The organism is Azospirillum baldaniorum, assembly GCF_003119195.2.
GTDB lineage: Bacteria > Pseudomonadota > Alphaproteobacteria > Azospirillales > Azospirillaceae > Azospirillum > Azospirillum baldaniorum.
This window is the reverse complement of sequence record NZ_CP022254.1, coordinates 12,126-30,519: the sequence shown is the minus strand read 5'-3', so window position 1 is coordinate 30,519 and position 18,394 is coordinate 12,126. Positions and strand designations below refer to the sequence as shown.

2 protein-coding genes are annotated in these 18,394 nt (G+C 69.1%); both read right to left on the bottom strand.

The genetic code is table 11. The annotated features are described in order from the left end of the window. Positions 1-92: 92 nt before the first annotated feature. Positions 93-9,548 (bottom strand): calcium-binding protein, encoded by a 9,456-nt coding sequence (locus Sp245p_RS36265; protein WP_109138645.1) that lies wholly within the window; start codon positions 9,546-9,548, stop codon positions 93-95. Continuing rightward, positions 9,545-18,040, bottom strand: a complete 8,496-nt coding sequence (locus Sp245p_RS14490) for a beta strand repeat-containing protein (RefSeq protein WP_109138644.1) — start codon at positions 18,038-18,040, stop codon at positions 9,545-9,547. Before Sp245p_RS14490 ends, Sp245p_RS36265 begins: the two co-directional genes overlap by 4 nt. Between the last annotated feature and the right edge of the window lie 354 nt (positions 18,041-18,394).

Here is an 18,394-nt window from a genome sequence, read left to right as displayed (position 1 = left end):
TAGGGCGCGGCGATGGCGCTTGGCAGGGGGACCCGGCCCATCGCGATGGGCCGGACGCTGCGACCTGTCCGCAGCCGCAACCGCAGCCGTCATCACCGCCACAGGGCGGTGATGACGGCGTCGATCTGCGGATAGGCGCCGGAAGAAATGCTCGTCGTGCCGGATGCCGGCGGGGTGGAGCCGGCCATGGCCTGAACCATCTGGTCCACCGACGACGCCTGCAACACCGGACCGCCGGCGATCTCGATGCTGTCCAGGCGATGGGTGGTGCCGGAAAACCATCCGGCGACCATCACCTTGTCGGCGGTGCCCACAAGTTGCAGCTCAAGGTCCGTCCCGACCTTGCGGAACCACAGCTGGTGCGGATCGACGGCGCTGTCGAACACGAGACGGTCGGTGCCAGTGTCCGCGTCGTTTTCCACGATGCGGTCGTTGCCGCCGCCGGGCGCGAACCGGTAGATGTCGTTGCCCGGCCCGCCGGCCAGCGTATCGTTGCCGGCCCCGCCGTAGAGGTCGTCGTCGCCGTCGCCGCCCGAAAGCTGATCGTTTCCAGCGCCGCCGATCAGCGTGTCGTCGCCGGCCTCGCCATACGCCACGTCGGAGGACCCCGCGTCGCCGCGGCAGTCCAGAAGGTCGTTGCCGGCGCCGCCGTGCAGTTCGTCCCAACCGGAACCGCCGATCAGCGTGTCGTTCCCGCCCTCACCGAGCAGCGTGTCGTTGCCCCCTCTGCCGTCGATCCAATCGTCCCCGGCATAGCCCCACAACGTCTCCGTCGTCTCGCCGCCGACCGTCAGCAGCGGCAGGTTCTGGGCCGACAGATCGACCTCGGTGCCATCGGCGAAGCGGACGGTCTGAAGATAGTTCGTCCCGTTCCCCGTGCCGTTGAATCGGTTGGCGATGACGATCTGCTCATCGCGGTCGTGGAAGCGCAGCACGAGGAAGGTTCCGAACCGTGCGAAATGGAGCTGGTCCGCCGAGAAGCCTTCGCCCATCAACAGCACGTCGTTGCCACCGCCGCCCAGGATCGTGTCCCGTCCGCCCTCATACAGGATCAGATCGTCACCCAGGCCGGCGTCGATGCTGTCGTCACCGGCACCGCCCGACAGCGTGTCGTCGCCGGCCTCTCCGAACAGGGCGTCGTTGCCGGCGCCGCCATTGATGACATCGTTTCCGCTGCCGCCGAAGAGCAGGTCATTGCCGGCACCCCCGGACAGCGTGTCGGCTCCCGCCCCACCGTCCACGGAGTCGTTCCCGCCGCCGCCGTCGAGCCGATCGTCGCCATCGCCGCCATACAGCGTGTCGTTGCCGCCACCGCCGATGATGGTGTCCTGCCCGGCATCGCCATAGAGCGTGTCGAAGCTCGCCCCGTCGTCGCTGCTGTCGATGAGGTCGTCGCCGTCGCCGCCACGCACCAGATCGGCTCCCGCCCCGCCATAGAGGCTGTCGTCGCCGCCATAGCCATAGATCGCGTCATCGCCGCCGTTGCCCCGGATCACGTCCGCGACCTTGTAGCCTTCCAAGGTGTGACGGGCGTTGTCGTCCCGCGTGTCGATGACGAGATCCTGGCGGCTCAGGTCGTAGGTCGACCCGTCGGCGAAGCGCAGGGTCTTGAGATAGTTCGCCCCGTCGCCGGCCCCGTTGAAGCGGTTCGCAACCACGATGCGATCGGGCAAGCCGTCGAACAGAATGTGCAGGTCGGCCCCGAACCGCTCGAAACGCAGGCTCGCGACGTCGAACCCCTCTCCGAAGGCCAGAGTGTCGTTCCCGCCGCCCCCGGTGATGGTGTCGCGGCCGCCCTGGTAGAGAACGAGGTCGTCCCCGGCTCCCGTGACGATCCAGTTGTTGCCCAGCCCGCCGGCCAGCGTGTCGTCCCCATCCTCGCCGTAGAGGGTATCGGCATCGTCGCCGCCATCGATCACGTCGTTTCCGGCACCACCATAGAGAGTGTCGTTGCCCGTATCGCCCGACAGCGTGTCCTGATCGGCATCGCCATACAGAATGTCATTGCCCGAACCGCCGTTGACGATGTCATTGCCCGAACCGCCCTTGATGGTGTCGATGCCGGAGCCGCCGTCCATACGGTCCTCGCCGGCCCCGCCCTCCAGGGAGTCATTGCCGGTGCCACCGTCGATCCAATCGTCGCCATCGCCGCCATAGAGAGCGTCGCCGCCCGTCCCGCCGAGCAACGTGTCGTTCCCGCCGTCACCGTAGGCGGCGTCGCCGGCGGTGTCGTCACGGCCGTCGATCAGGTCGTCGCCGTCGCCACCGTACAGCCTGTCGACCCCGGCCCCGCCATACAGCGTGTCGTCGCCACCGTATCCGTAAATGGAGTCCGTGCCGCCGTTGCCCCGGATCACGTCACCGGCGTTGTAGCCGTCCAGAATGTGGCCGGCGTTGTCGTCGTTCGTCGTGATGACGATGTCCGGGCGGGACAGATCGATCTCCGTGCCGTCGACGAAGCGCAGGGTCTGCAGATAGTTGACGCCATCGCCGGTGCCGGTGCTGGTGAAGCGGTTCGCGATGACGATCCGCTGCGCCCTGTCGGCGAACACCAGATGGAGATCCTTGCCGTATCGCTCCAGGCGCATAGCGTCGGCGCCATAGCCTTCCCCGAAGACCAGCACGTCGTTGCCGCCGCCGCCGACGATGGTGTCGGCTCCGCCACCATAGACCACGAGGTCGTCGCCGGTCCCTCCGTCGATGCCGTTGGCGCCCGCCCCGCCGTTCAGCGTGTCGTTTCCGGCACCACCGAACAGCGTGTCGTTCTCCGTACCGCCGGACAGGCTGTCGTTGCCGTCGCCGCCCTCCAGATAATCGGCCCCGGCCCCGCCTTCCAGCACGTCGTCGCCGAGCCCGCCATACAGCGCGTCGGCGCCGTCGCCACCCTTCAGCGTGTCGTCACCGCCATAACCGAGGATCGAGTCGTTGCCGCCGTTGCCCTCGATCCGGTCGCCCGACCGGTATCCGCGCAGCGTCTCTCCCGCGGCCAGACCGTAGGTTTCCAGCGCGATGTCCGGCGCGGCGAGATTGACCACGGTGCCGTCGGCGAAGCGCAGAGTCTGGACGTAGTTGGCCCCGTCCCCTTCACCGTTGAAGCGGCCGACCACGACGACGCGGTCGCCCGTGTCGCGGAAGGTGAGATACAGGTCGTCGCCGAAGCGCGAGAGATAAAGCTGCTCCGCCGCCAGCCCGGCACCGAGGTCCAGCACGTCGTTGCCGCCACCGCCACGGATGGAATCCTGTCCCTGCCCGGAACCGGCATAGAGGAACAGGTCATCCCCGGCGCCGCCGTCCAGAGAGTCGTTGCCAGCCCCACCGTCGAGCGTGTCGTTCCCGTCCTGGCCGTAAAGCTGGTCGTTATCGGCGCCACCGCGGATGGAGTCGTTTCCGGCTTCTCCAAAAAGAATGTCCTTTCCAGCTCCTCCGTCTATCAAGTCATCGCCAGCGCCGCCATAAGACACGTCCGTCCCGCCGCCACCGTAAATGGTGTCGCGCCCTGTGCCCCCATAGGACATGTCGTTGATGCCGCCGGCGTTGGGATCGTCGCGATTGTCGATGAGATCGTCGCCTGCCCCACCATGCATTTCGTCGGATCCGCTCCCTCCCCTGATGGTGTCGTTGCCGGCACCGCCCAGGATCGTATCGTTGCCGGTACCACCATCAAGCTCATCGTCACCGACACCGCCACCTATGCAATCATTGCCGTCACCGGCGCTGACGATGTCGTTTCCGGCCGCTTCGGTCGGGGATGGAGAAGGCAGTATGCTATCCAGCCCCCATGTGGATGTACCCCCTTCCCAGATGTACCAGCCACCAGAGAAAGGATAGCCTGCGACTTCGATACCAGCGATGTAGACGCCTGCCCGAGCCAGAGACGAGCCTTGATACTCGCTGACGACGTGGATCTGCAGCCGATCTGCTTCGCTCCGGTCGCGGACGGTGAACACGAAGTCCTGAGTGTTCCCTTTGTACGCGGTGCTGCTGCCGTCCTGTCCCAAATTCGAGTAATGGACGTCCACCCGCGCGTCCATCAGCACTGTCCCGTCAAGCGTAACGATCGTCCGCGGCCAGAACCATGTTATATGTCCGCCCATCCGGATTCGGATAACGATGACCTCATTGCCGGTCGTTGAGAAGCCGTCCCCCCACAGACGGTCCTCCCCGCTGCCGCCGACAATCGTATCGTCGCCGTCACCACCAAAGGCGATGTCGTTGCCAGCGCCCGCATCTAGGACATCGTCCCCCGTGCCGCCCTGCAAGCCATCGTTGCCGGCGCTGCCATAGACGGTATCGCTACCTGCCTCACCGTAAAGGCTCTCACTCTGGCCGGACCGGCCGTCGAGCAAATCGTTGCCGTCACCGCCGTACAGTTGGTTGACGCCGCCCCCACCGGTTAGCGTGTCGTCGCCGGCATAACCTAGGATGGTGTCATTGCCACCCTGGCCGTCGATGACGTCCCCGACCTTGTAGCCTTCGATCTTCTGGCCGGCGCTGGTATCGACGGTGGTCATCACCAGATCCTGCCGCGTCAGGTCCACCAGGGTCCCGTCGGCGAAGCGCAGCGTCTGGACGTAACTCGCCCCGTCGCCGCCCCCGTTGAAGCGGCCGGCGATGATGATCTGGTCGCTTACTCCCTGGAACCGCACGTAGAGATCGGCGCCATAGCGGGCAAAGTAGTAACTGCCTGAAGCAAAGGCCGCACCGAGGTCGACCACATCGTCGCCGCCGGTGTTGTAGACGGTGTCCACGCCACTGTCGAACCGGATGAGATCATTGCCGGCGCCGCTGTGGATCACATCGTTGCCCGCTCCACCGATCAGCGTGTCATCGCCGTCATCACCCAATAGCGTGTCGTTGCCGTTCCCTCCTTCAAGCGTGTCGATGCCATCGCCGCCCTCCAGGCTGTCGCTGCCGTCCCCGCCAATCAGGCTGTCGTCGCCCGCCCCGCCGTAAAGCGTATCGGCGCCCAGCCCGCCGTCCAGCAGGTCGTCGCCGGCATAGCCATAGATGGCGTCGTTTCCGCCCAGCCCCCGGATCGTGTCGTTGACGTTGTAACCCTGCAGCGTCTCCGTCGCGTCGGTCGCCACCGTCTCCAGCACCAGCGCCGGATCGGTGATGTCCGCCAGCGCGCCGTCGGCAAAGCGCAGCGTCTGGACGTAGCTCGCCCCGTCCGCTGCGCCGTTGAAGCGGCTCGTCAGCACGATCTCGTCAGCCGCGTTGCGGAAACGCAGGTAGAGGTCGTTGCCGAAGCGCGCGTAGTAGAGGTCCGCCTTGGACAGGCCGGCGCGCATCTCCAGGACGTCCCGGCCACCCTCGTTGGTGATGGTGTCCCGCCCACCGCTGTGGCGGATCAGATCGTCGCCCAGGCCCGTCGAGATCGTGTTGGTTCCGCTGCCGCCCAGCAGCGTGTCGTTGCCGTCACCGCCCTTGAGCGTATCGTTGCCGGTCGCGCCCTCGACCCAGTCGTCGCCGCCGTTGCCTTCCAGCCAATCGTTCCCGGCGTTGCCCAGCAGGCTGTCGTCACCGTCGCCGCCGCCGAAGGTCTCGCCCCCGTCGCCGCCGATGATGGTGTCGTTGCCCGCCTCGCCGTAGGCCACATTGCCCGAGGCGCCGGCTCCGACGTCGTCGCTGTTGTCGATCCAGTCGTTTCCGGCGCCGCCGTAATACTGGTCGGCACCGAGTCCGCCGATCAGCGTGTCGTCGCCGTCACCGCCGTTCAGGCTGTCGTTGCCGTCCCCGCCCAGCAGCAGGTCGTCGCCCGCATCGCCGTACAGCTGGTCGGTCCCGGCGCCCCCGGTCAGCGTATCGTCGCCGGCTCCGCCATAGAGCAGGTCGTTGCCGGTCCCACCATCCAGAACATCGTCGCCGGCATAACCGGAAATGGTGTCGTGACCGCCCAAACCCCGGATGGTGTCGTTGACGTTGTAACCCTCCAGCCTTTCCGTCGCGTCGGTCGCCACCGTCTCCAGCACCAGCGCCGGGTCGGTGATGTCCGCCAGCGCGCCGTCGGCGAAGCGCAGCGTCTGGACATAGCTCACCCCGTCCGCCGCGCCGTTGAAACGGTTCCTCAGCACGATCTCGTCCGCCGCGTTGCGGAAACGCAGGTAGAGGTCGTTGCCGAAGCGCGCGTAATAGAGGTCCGCCTTGGACAGGCCGGCGCGCATCTCCAGGACGTCCCGGCCGCCCTCGTTGGCGATGGTGTCCCGTCCGCCGCTGTGGCGGATCAGATCGTCGCCCAGGCCGGTCGAAATCGTGTTCGTGCCGGCACCGCCTTCCAGCGTGTCGTCGCCGGCCTCGCCATACAGGCTGTCGTTGCCGTCGTCGCCGCTCAGGCTGTCGTTGCCCGCCCCACCGAACACCGTATCCTCGCCCGCGCCGCCGCTGACCGTGTCATCCCCGGCGCCGCCCTCGACGTAATCAGTTCCGTTGCCCGCGGCGATGACGTCGTCGCCGGCCTCGCCGTAGTGCAGATCGTTGCCGTCGCCGCCTTCCAGCGTGTCGTTGCCGTCCCCGCCCTCCAGCCGGTCGTCGCCGATGTTGCCCAGCAACCGGTCGGCGCCCGCGCCGCCGTAGAGCAGGTCATTGCCGGCACCGCCGTCCAGCAGGTCGTCGCCGGCATAGCCATAGATGGTATCAACCCCACCCAGGCCCTGGATGGTGTCGTTGGCGTTGTAGCCCTCCAGCTTCTCGTACGCATCGGTCGCCACCGTGTCGAGCACCAGCATCGGGTTGGTGATGTCCACCAGCGTGCCGTCGGCGAAACGCAGCGTCTGGAGGTAGGACGCGCCGTCCCCCGCCCCGCTGAAGCGGTTGGCGAGGATCACCTCGTCGGACCGCCCGCGGAAGCGCAGATGGAGGTTGTCGGCGAAGCGCGCGAAATAGAGGTCCGACGCCGACAGGCCGCCGCCGATCTCCAGAAGGTCCTGCCCGCCGATGTTGCTGATCGTCTCGCGCCCGCCGTCGTAGCGGACGAGGTCGTCGCCAAGACCGGTGAACAGCGTATCGGTGCCTTCCCCGCCGGTCAGGGTGTCGTTGCCGTCGCCTCCTTCCAGCGTGTCGTTTCCGACATCGCCGTTCAGGATGTCGTCATCGGCCCCGCCATACAGGTAGTCGGCCCCGTCGCCGCCGGACAGCGTGTCGCGACCCGCCCCTCCGTAGAGGAAATCATTGCCGAGACCGCCGGACAGCGTGTCGTCGCCCGTCTCGCCGTCGAGGGTGTCGCCGCCGTCGCCGCCCTCAAGGCTGTCGTCGCCGGTGCCACCGAGGATGGAATCGCTGCCGGCTCCGCCATCGAGGGTGTCGTTGTCCGCGTAGCCATAGATGGTGTCGTTGCCGGCCATGCCGCGGATGACGTCGCCGACGTTGTAGCCCTCCAACACCTCGCTGGCGGGGTTCGCCACGGTCTCCAGCGCGATGTCCTTACGGGTCACATCGAAGGTCGATCCGTCGGCGAAGCGCAGGGTCTGCACGAAGCTGGTCCCGTCGCCCGCCCCGTTGAAACGCCCGGTCAGAACGATCTGCTCACCCGAATTGCGGAACCGGACGTAAAGATCCTTCCCGAAGCGCGCGAAATACACCTCCTCCGGCGCGATGCCGGGCCCCAACTCCAGAACGTCGTTGCCGCCTTCGTTGGTGATGGTGTCGCTGCCGCCGCCGTAGCGGATCAGGTCGTCCCCGGCGCCGGTGTAGAGGGTGTCGTTGCCGGCCCCGGCGGCCAGCGTGTCGTTGCCGGCCCGGCCATAGACGGTGTCGTGGCCGCTTCCGGCGATCAGCAGATCGTCCCCGTCCTCCCCGTCGATGGAGTTGTCGCCCTCCCCGCCGTCGATGCTGTCGTTCCCGGTGCCGCCATACAGCAGATCGCCGCCGCCGCCGCCCAGGATGGTGTCATCGCCGTCGCGGCCATAGGCCACGTCGCGGGCGCCGTCCGTGCCCGGATCGTCGCGGCTGTCCAGCAGGTCGTTGCCGGCCCCGCCGTCGAGGGAGTCCGATCCCGTCCCGCCGATCAGCGTGTCGTCCCCGGCGTAGCCGAGGATGGAGTCGTTGCCCGCCTTGCCCTCGATCCGGTCCCCGACGTTGTAGCCGAAGAGCTGCTCGTTGGCGGCGGTTGCCACCGTCTCCAGCGCGATGTCGGTCCGCGTCAGGTCGAAACGGGTGCCGTCGGCGAAGTCGATCCGCTCCACGTAGGACGCGCCGTCGCCCGCCAGATTGAACCGTCCGGTCACGATGATCTCGTCGGCCGGCCGGCCACGGAAGCGGATGTGCAGGTCGTTGCCGAAGCGCGCGAAGTAGATCCCGCCGCGGGCGATCCCCGGCCCCATCTCGATGGTGTCGAACCCGCTGGTGTCGAGCAGCGTGTCGCGCCCGTCGCCGGGCCGGTAGACGTAGGTGTCGTTGCCCGCGCCACCGTCCAGCGTGTCGTTGCCGATCCCGCCGACCAGCGTGTCGTTGCCGCCGCCGCCGCTCAGCCGGTCGTCGCCATCCTGGCCAAGCAGCACGTCGTCGGTCGCCGTGCCGGTCAGCAGGTCGCCTGTCGTCCCGCCCAGCATCGCCAGTTCGCCCAGCGGCAGGGTGGTGCCGTCGGCGAACTGGAGGCCGGCCAGCCCGGTGGTGCCGTCGCTGTAGGAGAAGTGGTTGACGATGCGGATCTGGCGGCCCGTCTCGCGGATCACGACGACGAGGTCGCTGCCCGAGCGGGACAGCACCACGTCCTTCCAGTCCAGCCCCGGCGGCAGGCCGACCGTGTCGCCGCTGCCGGGGAAGACCGTCTGGTCCGACCCCACGTCGTCGAGCTGGAAGACCGAGGGCCCGTCACCACCGATCCACACATGCTCGACGCCGAGATTCCACGTCGGGCCCGAGGGGAAGCTCACCTCGTCGAGACGGTTCTCGAAATGGTTGACCACCAGGATGTTGACCGTGCCGTCCGCCGAGACGATGCGCAGGTCGTCGTGGATGCGCACCAGCCGCAGGTTGGCCGGCGGCACACCGGCGGTGAAGCTGAGCCGGTTGAGGTCGCCGCCCGGATGGATCGTGGTCGGTCCGCTGTTGGCGCCGATGTTGAAGGTGTTGTTGCCCAGGCTGCCGATCAGGATACCGTTGCCGCCGACCGTCCAGCTCTGCCCGTTCTCGTAGGTCACGGTGCCCAGGCCCGAGCCGGACCCTGCGACCCCGTTCGGCCCGAAATGGTTGACGGCGATCAGGTCGATGCGCCCATCGTCGGTGAAGATGCGGAGATCGACGCCGTCCCGCTCCATGCGGACGTCCGCCGGCGCGATGCCCGGCCCGAGGGTGAGGCGGTCGGTGCCGCCGCCGGGGAAGACATAGAGCCGCCCCTGGCCGGGCAGGATCGTGAAGTCGTCGGTGCCGGCGTCGCCGAACACGACATTGTCGCCCCACACGTTCACGACCTTGCCGCCGGAGAAGGTCACCGCCTCCAGGCCGCGCGACATGCCCTCGGTCGGCGGAGCGAACTGGTTGACGACGCGCACCGTCCGTCCGCTTCCGATGAAGACCACCAGGAGATCGTTGCCGTCGCGGGCGAGCGTCACGTCGCCCGGGCCGACGTCCGGACCGAAGTTGATGGTGCCCCCGCCGCCGGAATGGATGATCTGCTGGGCCGGGCCGGTCTTGCCGATCTGGAAGACGTCGCCCCGGCCTCCCCGATCAGCGTGTCGCGGGAGGAGAGGTCGAAGCTCCGCCCATCGGGGAAGGTCAGGTCCTTGATGGCGCCGTAGTAGTTCAGGACGGTGATGACCTGCCCGGTGCGGTCGATGTGGATTTCCAGGTCGGAGCCGGTGCGGAACATCACGACCTCGGTGCTCTCGATGTCGCCGAACACCAGCGAATCGCCGCCCTCGGTGTAGATCGTCTGCGAGCCGGTGTCCCTCCCGACCAGGAACTGGGTCGGCCCCTTCCCGCCGAACACCACCGTGTCGCCGGTCAACGGCATCACGCTGCCGTCCGGGCGCTGGATCGCCTCCAGCGGCGCCCCCGCGAAGTGGTTGACGATGGTCAGGGAGTCCTTCGTGCCGTCCACCGTCACGCGCAAATCGTCGCCGAAGCGGGTCAGCCGGATCTTCGACCCGTCGACGCTGTCCACGATCCGCACCCGGTCGTCTCCGGAGGTGTCGGGGTAGAGGATGACGTCGCCCATGCCGGCCTGGATGACGAACTCGTCATGGCCGGAACCGCCGATCAGCACCTTGCCGCCCTGGATGTTCCAGGTGGTGCCGTTGTCGAAGACGAGGTCGCCGACGCCGTCCATCGCGAAATGGTTGACGACGACGATCTGGTCCTGCCGCCCCTCGATGGTGATGTGCAGATCCGCGCCGACGCGGACCACCCGCGTCTTGCCTGGGTCGGCGACGATGCTCAGACGCTGGCCGGGGCCGCCGGGATAGATGATCGGGGCCGCCGGCAGGGTTTCCCGGCCGCCTCCGCTGATGTGGACGGTGGATCCGGCGATCGGCCAGACCACGCCATTGGGGAAGATGATCTCCGGGATCATCACCACCCCGCCCGACGCGAACTGGTTGACGATGGTCATGCTGTCGGCGCCGAGCGTGACGCGCAGGTCGTTGCCGACGCGGGTCAGCCGCAGATCCTTGGGATCGACGCCGGGCGCCGCGACGATCCGGTCGCCGTTGGCCTTGCCACCGCCATACACGATGACGTTGCCCATGCCGGGCATCAGCGTGAAGACATCATCGCCGTCGGTGCCGACCTGGACGCCGTTGCCACCGACCGTCCAGACTTTGCCGTCGCCGAAGGCGACGCTGCGGAGCGCGTTGCCGAAGAAATGATTCAGGATGGTGACGACATCGCCGCCGTCGCCCATGACGATCTCGAGGTCGCCGCCGGAGCGGCGCAGCACGGTGCCGAGGCTGTCGATGCGCGGATCGAAGCGCAGGACGTCGGTCCCGCCGCCGGGATAGATCGAGACGTGGCCGATGCCCGGCTTGGCCTCGAAGGTTTCGGTGCTGCTGCCGCCGAGCTGGATCTGGTGGCCCCAGATGTTCCAGATGTTGCCGTCCACGAACCGGATGGAATGGACGCCGCCGCTGGCCCCGCCCGCGAAGTGGTTGAGCACGGTGAGCGTGTCGCCGAGGCCGTAGACGGTCACCACCAGATCGTCGCCGACCCGCTGGAGCCGGACGTTGGCCGGGTCGATGCCCTGGCCGATGGTGATCTGGTCCATGCCGATGCCCGGCAGCACGATCCGCGAGCCGGTGCCGGGCGCCAGCGTGAAACTGTCATCCCCGGCGCTGCCGACCAGCACGCTGGGATCGGTCAGCCGCCACGTCCGCCCGCCGACGACCACATTCTCCAGCACCGACGCGCCCCATCCGGTCGCGAAGTGGTTCAGCACCGTGATCCGCTCGGCGCTGCCCTGCACGGCGATGACGAGGTTCTCGCCCTCCCGCACGAAGCTCAGCTTGTCGATGGGGATGCCGGTGCCGAAGGTCAGCGTGTCGAAGCCCTTGCCGGCGAACAGGGTCACCGCACCGTCGCCGGGCTTCACCGTGAAGAGGTCCGCGGTGTCGCCACCGACGCGGAATCCCTCCGCCGCGCCGATGCTCCACACCGTGCCGTCGGCGAAGGTGATGGTGCGCAGCCCGCTGTTGCCGGCGGCCAGCCCGTCGAAATGGTTCAGCACGGTGACGTGGTCCGTCGTCCCGGCGATGCCGATGACCAGGGCGTTGCCGTCGCGGCTCAGCGCCACGTCCGTGGGACGGATTCCGGCGCCGAGCACCAGCCCGTCCGCTCCGCCGCCGCCGGCCAGCACCCGCCCGCCCAGGCCCGCCGTGATGGTGAAGACCTCGTCGCTGCCGGTGCCGACGATCAGGCGGGTGTTATCGACGGCCCATGCCGTGCCGTTGCCGAAACGGATGGTGGAGACGCCGTCCGGGTTGCCGTCGAAGTGGTTTTTGACGATCCAGGAGTCGGAGCTTCCGGTGTAGGCGATGCGCAGGTCGTCGCCCTCACGGGTCAGCCGCATCCGGTCGGGGTCGATGGTCAGCGCGAAACTGATGGTGTCGGCGCCCTCGCTGCCGTAGAGCGTCACCTCCCCACCCCCGAGGCCGAACACGGTGGTGTCGTTGCCGGTGGTGCTGATGACGATGTCGGCGCCGCTCACCCGCCAAACGGTGCCGTCGGCCAGTTCGATGGCCTGAATGCCGCCGTTGCCGGCCCCGGCCAGAACGTCGGCGGAGAAGTGGTTGAAGGCGATCACCGAGCGGTCGGTCCCGGCGATGCGGATCTCCAGATCGTCGCCGCGGCGCGACAGGCGCAGGTCGGCGGCGGTCACGTCGCCGCCGAAGCGGATGACGTTCGTCCCGTCGTCGGCATGGACCGTGCGGCTGGTGAAGCCCGGTTCGATGGCGATGGTGTCGTCGCCCGCGCCGCCCATCAGCAGGATGTCGCCCCACACCGGCCAGACCACGCCGTCCGCGAAGACGAACTCCCGGATGCTGCCGATGCCCGCCCCCGCCGCGCCGTTGGCGGCGAAATGCTCCATGATGGTGACGCGGTCGCGGGCGTAGCCGTCCTCGCCCGCCGGGCCGCCGCCCGCGTCGAACAGGATGTGCAGGTCGTCGTCGATGCGCACCAGATGCGCGATCTCGTGCCGGAAGCCCGCCCCCAGCCGGACGATGTCGTTCCCGCCCTCGCCGAAGACGACGACATGGCCGGCTCCGGACGGGGTGGTGATCACGTCGTCGCCCGGCGTGCCGGTCAGCACGAGGTCGCCGAACATACGGACGCCGTCCTGGACATTCACCACGCTGTCGCCGCGGCGGTAGCTGTTGTAGAGGACGCCGTCCTCGGTCAGCGTGCCGACCCGCCGCCAGCCCGACTCCTTGAAGGTCACGAAGTCGTCGCGGTCGCCGGTGACGTAGAGCGGCGCACCGCCCACGTTGGCCCGGACACCCTGCTCGTTGAAGATCAGCGTCTGATGCCCCTCGGCGGTCAGGTCGAACCGCTCGATCCCGTGCACGTTCACGGCGGTGCCCAGCAGCATCAGCCGGTTGCCCTCGAACCGCAGCGTGTCGTCACCCGAACCGCCATCGACGGAGACAAAGCCCTCGTCCAGGACCCGCAGCGTGTCGTTGCCGGCGCCGCCCGCCAGCGCGTCGGCCCCGCCCCGCCCGTCGAGGTAATTGTCCGCGCCGTCGCCGGTCAGACTGTCGGCCTGCCCGGTGGCGATCACCGTCTCCACCCCGGACAGGCGATCCCCCTCCGCGTCGCCGCCGCTGCCGGTGCCCGCCGCGAGATCGACCGTCACCCCGGCGGTGGAGGCGGAATAGTCCGCGGTGTCGGTTCCCGCCCCGCCGACCAGCGTGTCGGCTCCGGCCCCAGCGATCAGCGTGTCGTCGCCCGCCGCACCGTCGAGCCGGTTGGCCCCGCCGTCGCCGATCAGGAGGTCGGCGTGGCCGGAACCCGACAGATTCTCGATGCTGGTCAGGCGGTCGCCTTCGGCGTCGCCGCCCAGGCCGGTCCCGGTGGTGAGATCGACCGTGACCCCCGCGTCCGATCCGGAATAGTCGGCGGTGTCGGCCCCAGCGCCGCCCTCCAGCGTGTCGGCGCCCGCACCGCCCTTCAGGACGTTGTCCAGACCGTCGCCGGTCAACCGGTCGTCGAAGGCCGAGCCGATCAGGTTCTCGACCCCGCTCAACCGGTCGCCCTCGGCGGTGCCGCCGCTGCCGGTGCCGGCCGCGAGGTCCACGACCACCGCGTCGGCGGAGGCGGAGTAATCGGCGGTGTCGATGCCCGCCCCGCCGACCAGCGTGTCGGCACCTTCGCCACCGATCAGCGTGTCGTCGCCGGCCGCACCGTCGAGGCGGTTGTCCCCGCCGTCGCCGATCAGGCGGTCGGCCTGGTTGGAACCGGTCAGGTTCTCGATGCCGGTCAGACGGTCGCCCTCGGCGTCGCCACCGGTCCCCAGGCCGGTCGACAGATCGACGGTGACTCCATTGGCCGAGGCCAGATACTCCGCGGTGTCGGTGCCCTCGCCACCGATCAGCGTGTCCGCGCCGCCCAGGCCGGCCAACGTGTCGTTGCCGTCCTGCCCGACCAGCCGGTTGCGGTTCGCGTCGCCGGTCAGCCGGTCGTTGCCGCCGGAGCCGAGCAGATTCTCGATCCCCGACAGCCGATCGCCCTGCGCATCGCCGCCGGTCCCCGTGCCGCTCGCCAGACTGACCATCACGGCGGCGCCCGACGCCGTGTAGTCCGCCGTGTCGGTGCCCGCCCCACCGACCAGGGTGTCGGCGCCCGCGCCGCCGATCAGCGTGTCGTCGCCCGCAGCGCCGTCGAGCCGGTTGGCCCCACCGTCGCCGGTCAGCCGGTCGTTGCGGCTGGAACCGGTGACGTTCTCGATGCCGGCAAGAACGTCCCCCTCCGCATCGCCGCCCAGACCGGTCCCGGCAGCGAGGTCGACGATCACCGCAGCGGTCGAGGCCGAGTAATCCGCGGTGTCGGTTCCAGCCCCGCCGATCAGCGTGTCCGCCCCGCCCAGGCCGGCCAGCGTGTCGTTGCCCGCCCGCCCGTCGATCCGGTTGCCCCCGCTGTCGCCGGTGAGCCGGTCGTTGCCGTCCGAGCCGAGCAGATTTTCGATCCCGCTCAACCGGTCGCCCTGCGCGTTTCCGCCGCTTCCGATCCCGGTCGTCAGGTTGACGGTGACCGCACCGGCCGAGGCCGAATAGTCCGCGGTGTCGGTTCCCTCGCCACCGACCAGCGTGTCCGCCCCGGCGCCACCGGCCAGCGTGTCGTCCCCGGCACCGCCATCGAGCCGGTTCCCGCCGCCGTTGCCGGTCAGACGGTCGCCGAAGGCGGAGCCGATGACGTTCTCGATGCCGGTCAGGATGTCCCCCTCCGCATCGCCACCATGGCCCGTTCCGGCGTCGAGATCGACGGTCACAGCCTCCGGAGAGGCGGAATAGTCCGCGGTGTCGGTGCCCTCGCCGCCGATCAGCGTGTCGGCCCCGGCCCCACCGATCAGCGTGTCGTCACCCGCCGCGCCGTCGATGCGGTTGGCGCCGCCGTCGCCCGTCAGGCGGTCGTCGTGGCTGGAGCCGATGATGTCCTCGACCCCGCTGATCCGGTCGCCCTCGGCGTCGCCGCCGGCCCCGGTGCCCGCGGCCAGATCGACCGTGACGCCGCCGGCCGATCCGCTGTAGGCGACGGTGTCGGTGCCCTCGCCGCCGATCAGCGTGTCGGCCCCGGCGCCACCCTCCAGGCTGTCGTTCCCGGCGGCTCCGTCCAGGCTGTCGTCACCGGCCCCGCCGGAGAACTGGTTGTCGCCCGCGTCGCCGATCAGCGTGTCGTTGCCGGCCCCGCCCCGGACATTCTCGATCCCGGACAGGCTGTCGCTCATCCAGCCGCCGTGCTGCACGCCCCCGTTGGAGAGGTCCACGGCGATCGGTCCGGAGCCCGCCCCGAAATCGACGGTGTCGATGCCGTCGCCGCCGATCAGGACGTTGTGCCCGCCGCCGCCGGACAGCACGTCGTCGCCGTCGCCGCCGATCAGCGTGTCGTCACCCATTCCGCCGACCAGCGTGTCGTCGCCGTCACCGCCGTCCAGAAGGTCGCCGTTGTAGTCGTCGCCGACGCTGAGGCTGTCGTTGCCCGCCCCGCCGATCAGCGTGTCGCTGCCGAAGCCGCCCTCCAGCGTATCGTCGCCGTCCCCACCATCGTAGCGGTCGTTGCTCCAGTAGGAGCCGCCCTCGCCCAGCCGGTCGTTCCCGGCACCGCCCAGCAGCGTGTCGTCGCCCTCGCCGCCATACAGAACGTCGTTGCCGTCGCCACCGTCCACATGGTCGGCGCCGCCGTCGCCATAGACCGTGTCGTCGCCATCGCCCGCGGTGATGCGGTCCGCGCCGCCGCCCGCAAGGACGAGGTCGTTGCCGCTGCCCGCGTCGATGGTGTCGTCATTCTCCCCGGCGTCGATCCAGTCGTTCCCGGCACCGCCGCGGATGCTGTCGTTGCCGGTTCCCGCGATGATGCGGTCATCGCCGCTGCCGCCGTCCAGCAGATCCTCGTTGCCACCCCCCAGCAGCGTGTCGTCGCCCGCCCCGCCATAGAGCGTGTTGGCGTTGGTGCCGCCGTCCAGGAGATCGTCGCCCAGCCCGCCATACAGAACGTCTTCGTTGCTGCCGCCGATCAGCGTGTCGTTTCCGGACCCGCCATAGAGCGTGTCGTTCTCGCTGCCGCCGTCCAGGACATCGTCTCCGGACCCGCCGGACAGAACATCGGCCTGGCTGCCGCCGGTCAGGGTGTCGTTTCCGGACCCGCCGTCCAGGCTGTCGTCGCCCCAATCGCCGGTCACCACGTCGTTGCCGGCGCCGCCATGCAGGGCGCCGCCCCCGCCACCGCTCGACAGGGTGTCGTCCCCACCGCCGCCGGACAAGGTCTCGGCCTGCCAACTGCCGCCGACGGCGACGGCGACGCCGCTGCCGTCCCGGACCTCCCCCGCCTCCGCGGCCAGTTCCACCGAGGCGGGGAGACCGTTCTCGTCGGCCGCGCCGTCGTTCCGGCCGTCCGTCACGTCGATGTACAGCACCGTGTCCGTGCTGAGGCCCCCATCATCGGTGACCCGCACCGTGACGGCGTGGGCGGGGGCCGCGCCGGCGTCGAGGCTGGCGCCCTCCGCCACGGCGATCCGCCCCGTGGCCACGTCGATGGTGAAGCGGCCGCCGGCGTCGTCGATCAGGCTGTAGGCGAGCGCCCCGCCCTCCGGATCGGCGGCCTGCACGGTGCCGACGACCGTGCCCGCCGGCGCGGCCTCGTCCACGCGCCCGCCGGCCAACGTCACACCGGTCGGGGCATCGTTGACCTCGGCCAGGGTGACGGTGACGGTCTGGGTCGCCACGCCGCCACGCCCGTCCGACACGGTGATGCGGAACAGGTCGGTGCCCGCATAATTGGCGCCGGGCGTGTAGGTGAAGAGGCCCTCGGCGGTCAGGCTGAGGGTGCCGTGGGCCGGCCCCTCGGCAACGGTGTAGCTCAACGCGTCGTTGTCGGCGTCCACCGCGCCGACGCTCCCGGTCAACACCGTGTCCTCCGTGCCGGCCAGGAACTGGTCGCTCACCACCGGGGCGCTGTTGGCCCGGCTGGCGAGGCTGCCCACGTCGGCGGCCACGCCGTCCACCAGCACCTCCAGCGTGTTCCAGTTGCGGGCGGCGAGCTTGAGCGCGTCGCTGGTGAAGGTCTGGCCGTCGTCGCCGTGCTGCCGGATGAAATCGCGCAGGCGGACGAGTTCGCCCGCAACCGCCCCGGTGATCTGGGCCGAGGTCAGTTCGACCCGCAGCCGGTCGCTCCCCGCGCCGCCGTCCAACGTGTCGGCGCGCGTCTGGGTGGACAGGTTCTGGATCGCCAGATCGTCGCCACCGCCGCCCTGGACAAGGTCGCCGCCCTCGCCGCCGATCAGCGTGTCGGCGCCCATCCCACCGGTCAGCGTGTCGTCGCCGGCACCACCGTCGAGCCGATCGCCGTTGTAATCGTTGCCGACGGTCAGGCTGTCGTTCCCGGCACCGCCCAGCAGCGTGTCGCTGCCATAGCCGCCGTCCAGCGTGTCGTCACCGTCACCGCCGTCGTAGAGATCGTTGTTCCAATAGCCTCCACCCTCGCCCATCCGGTCGTTGCCGGCGCCACCCAGCACCGTGTCGTCGCCGTCGCCACCGTACAGAACGTCGTTGCCGTCACCGCCGTCCACCCGGTCGGCGCCGCCGTCGCCGTACACCGTGTCGTCGCCCTCGCCCGCGGTGATGCGGTCCGTGCCGCCGCCGCCGTAGATGGTGTCGTCGCCGCTTCCCCCGTCGAGGGTGTCGTTGTTCTCCCCGCCGTCGATGCGGTCGTTTCCGGCTCCGCCCAGGATGCTGTCGTCCCCCCAGTTGCCCGTCAGGACGTCGTTCCCGGCCCCACCGTCGATGAAGCCGCCACCGCCGCCGCTCGCGATCGTGTCGTGCCCGGCCCCGCCCAAAAGGGTTTCGGTCCTCCAGTCGCCGTTGATGACTGCGTTGGCGGCGGGGGTGGTCGTGTCGGTCATCAGCGTCCCCTTTCCGGGTGTTCGGCCCGGCTTGGTCGATTGGTTGGCAATGGGATCAGGCGGAGGGGCAAGCCGTCATCGGCGGGCGCGAGCGGGGTTTGCCGAAAAACTGTTTGCCGAAGGACGATGGGCCTGCGACGGCGGGCTGGCCGGATGGAGAAGCGCACCGCCTCCCCTCACAAACCGCCTACCTTTGCATGAAAAACACCAAGCAGATCGCATATTTTCTCGCAATTATAAGCTTTTCATGCGACACATGTTCGAAGAATGATAGATAAGTTCTACTATGACGGGAATATCGGAACGCTCCCGTGAGCCATTGTGTCGCATGGCGGCGGTGAAGGCGGTCGGCAC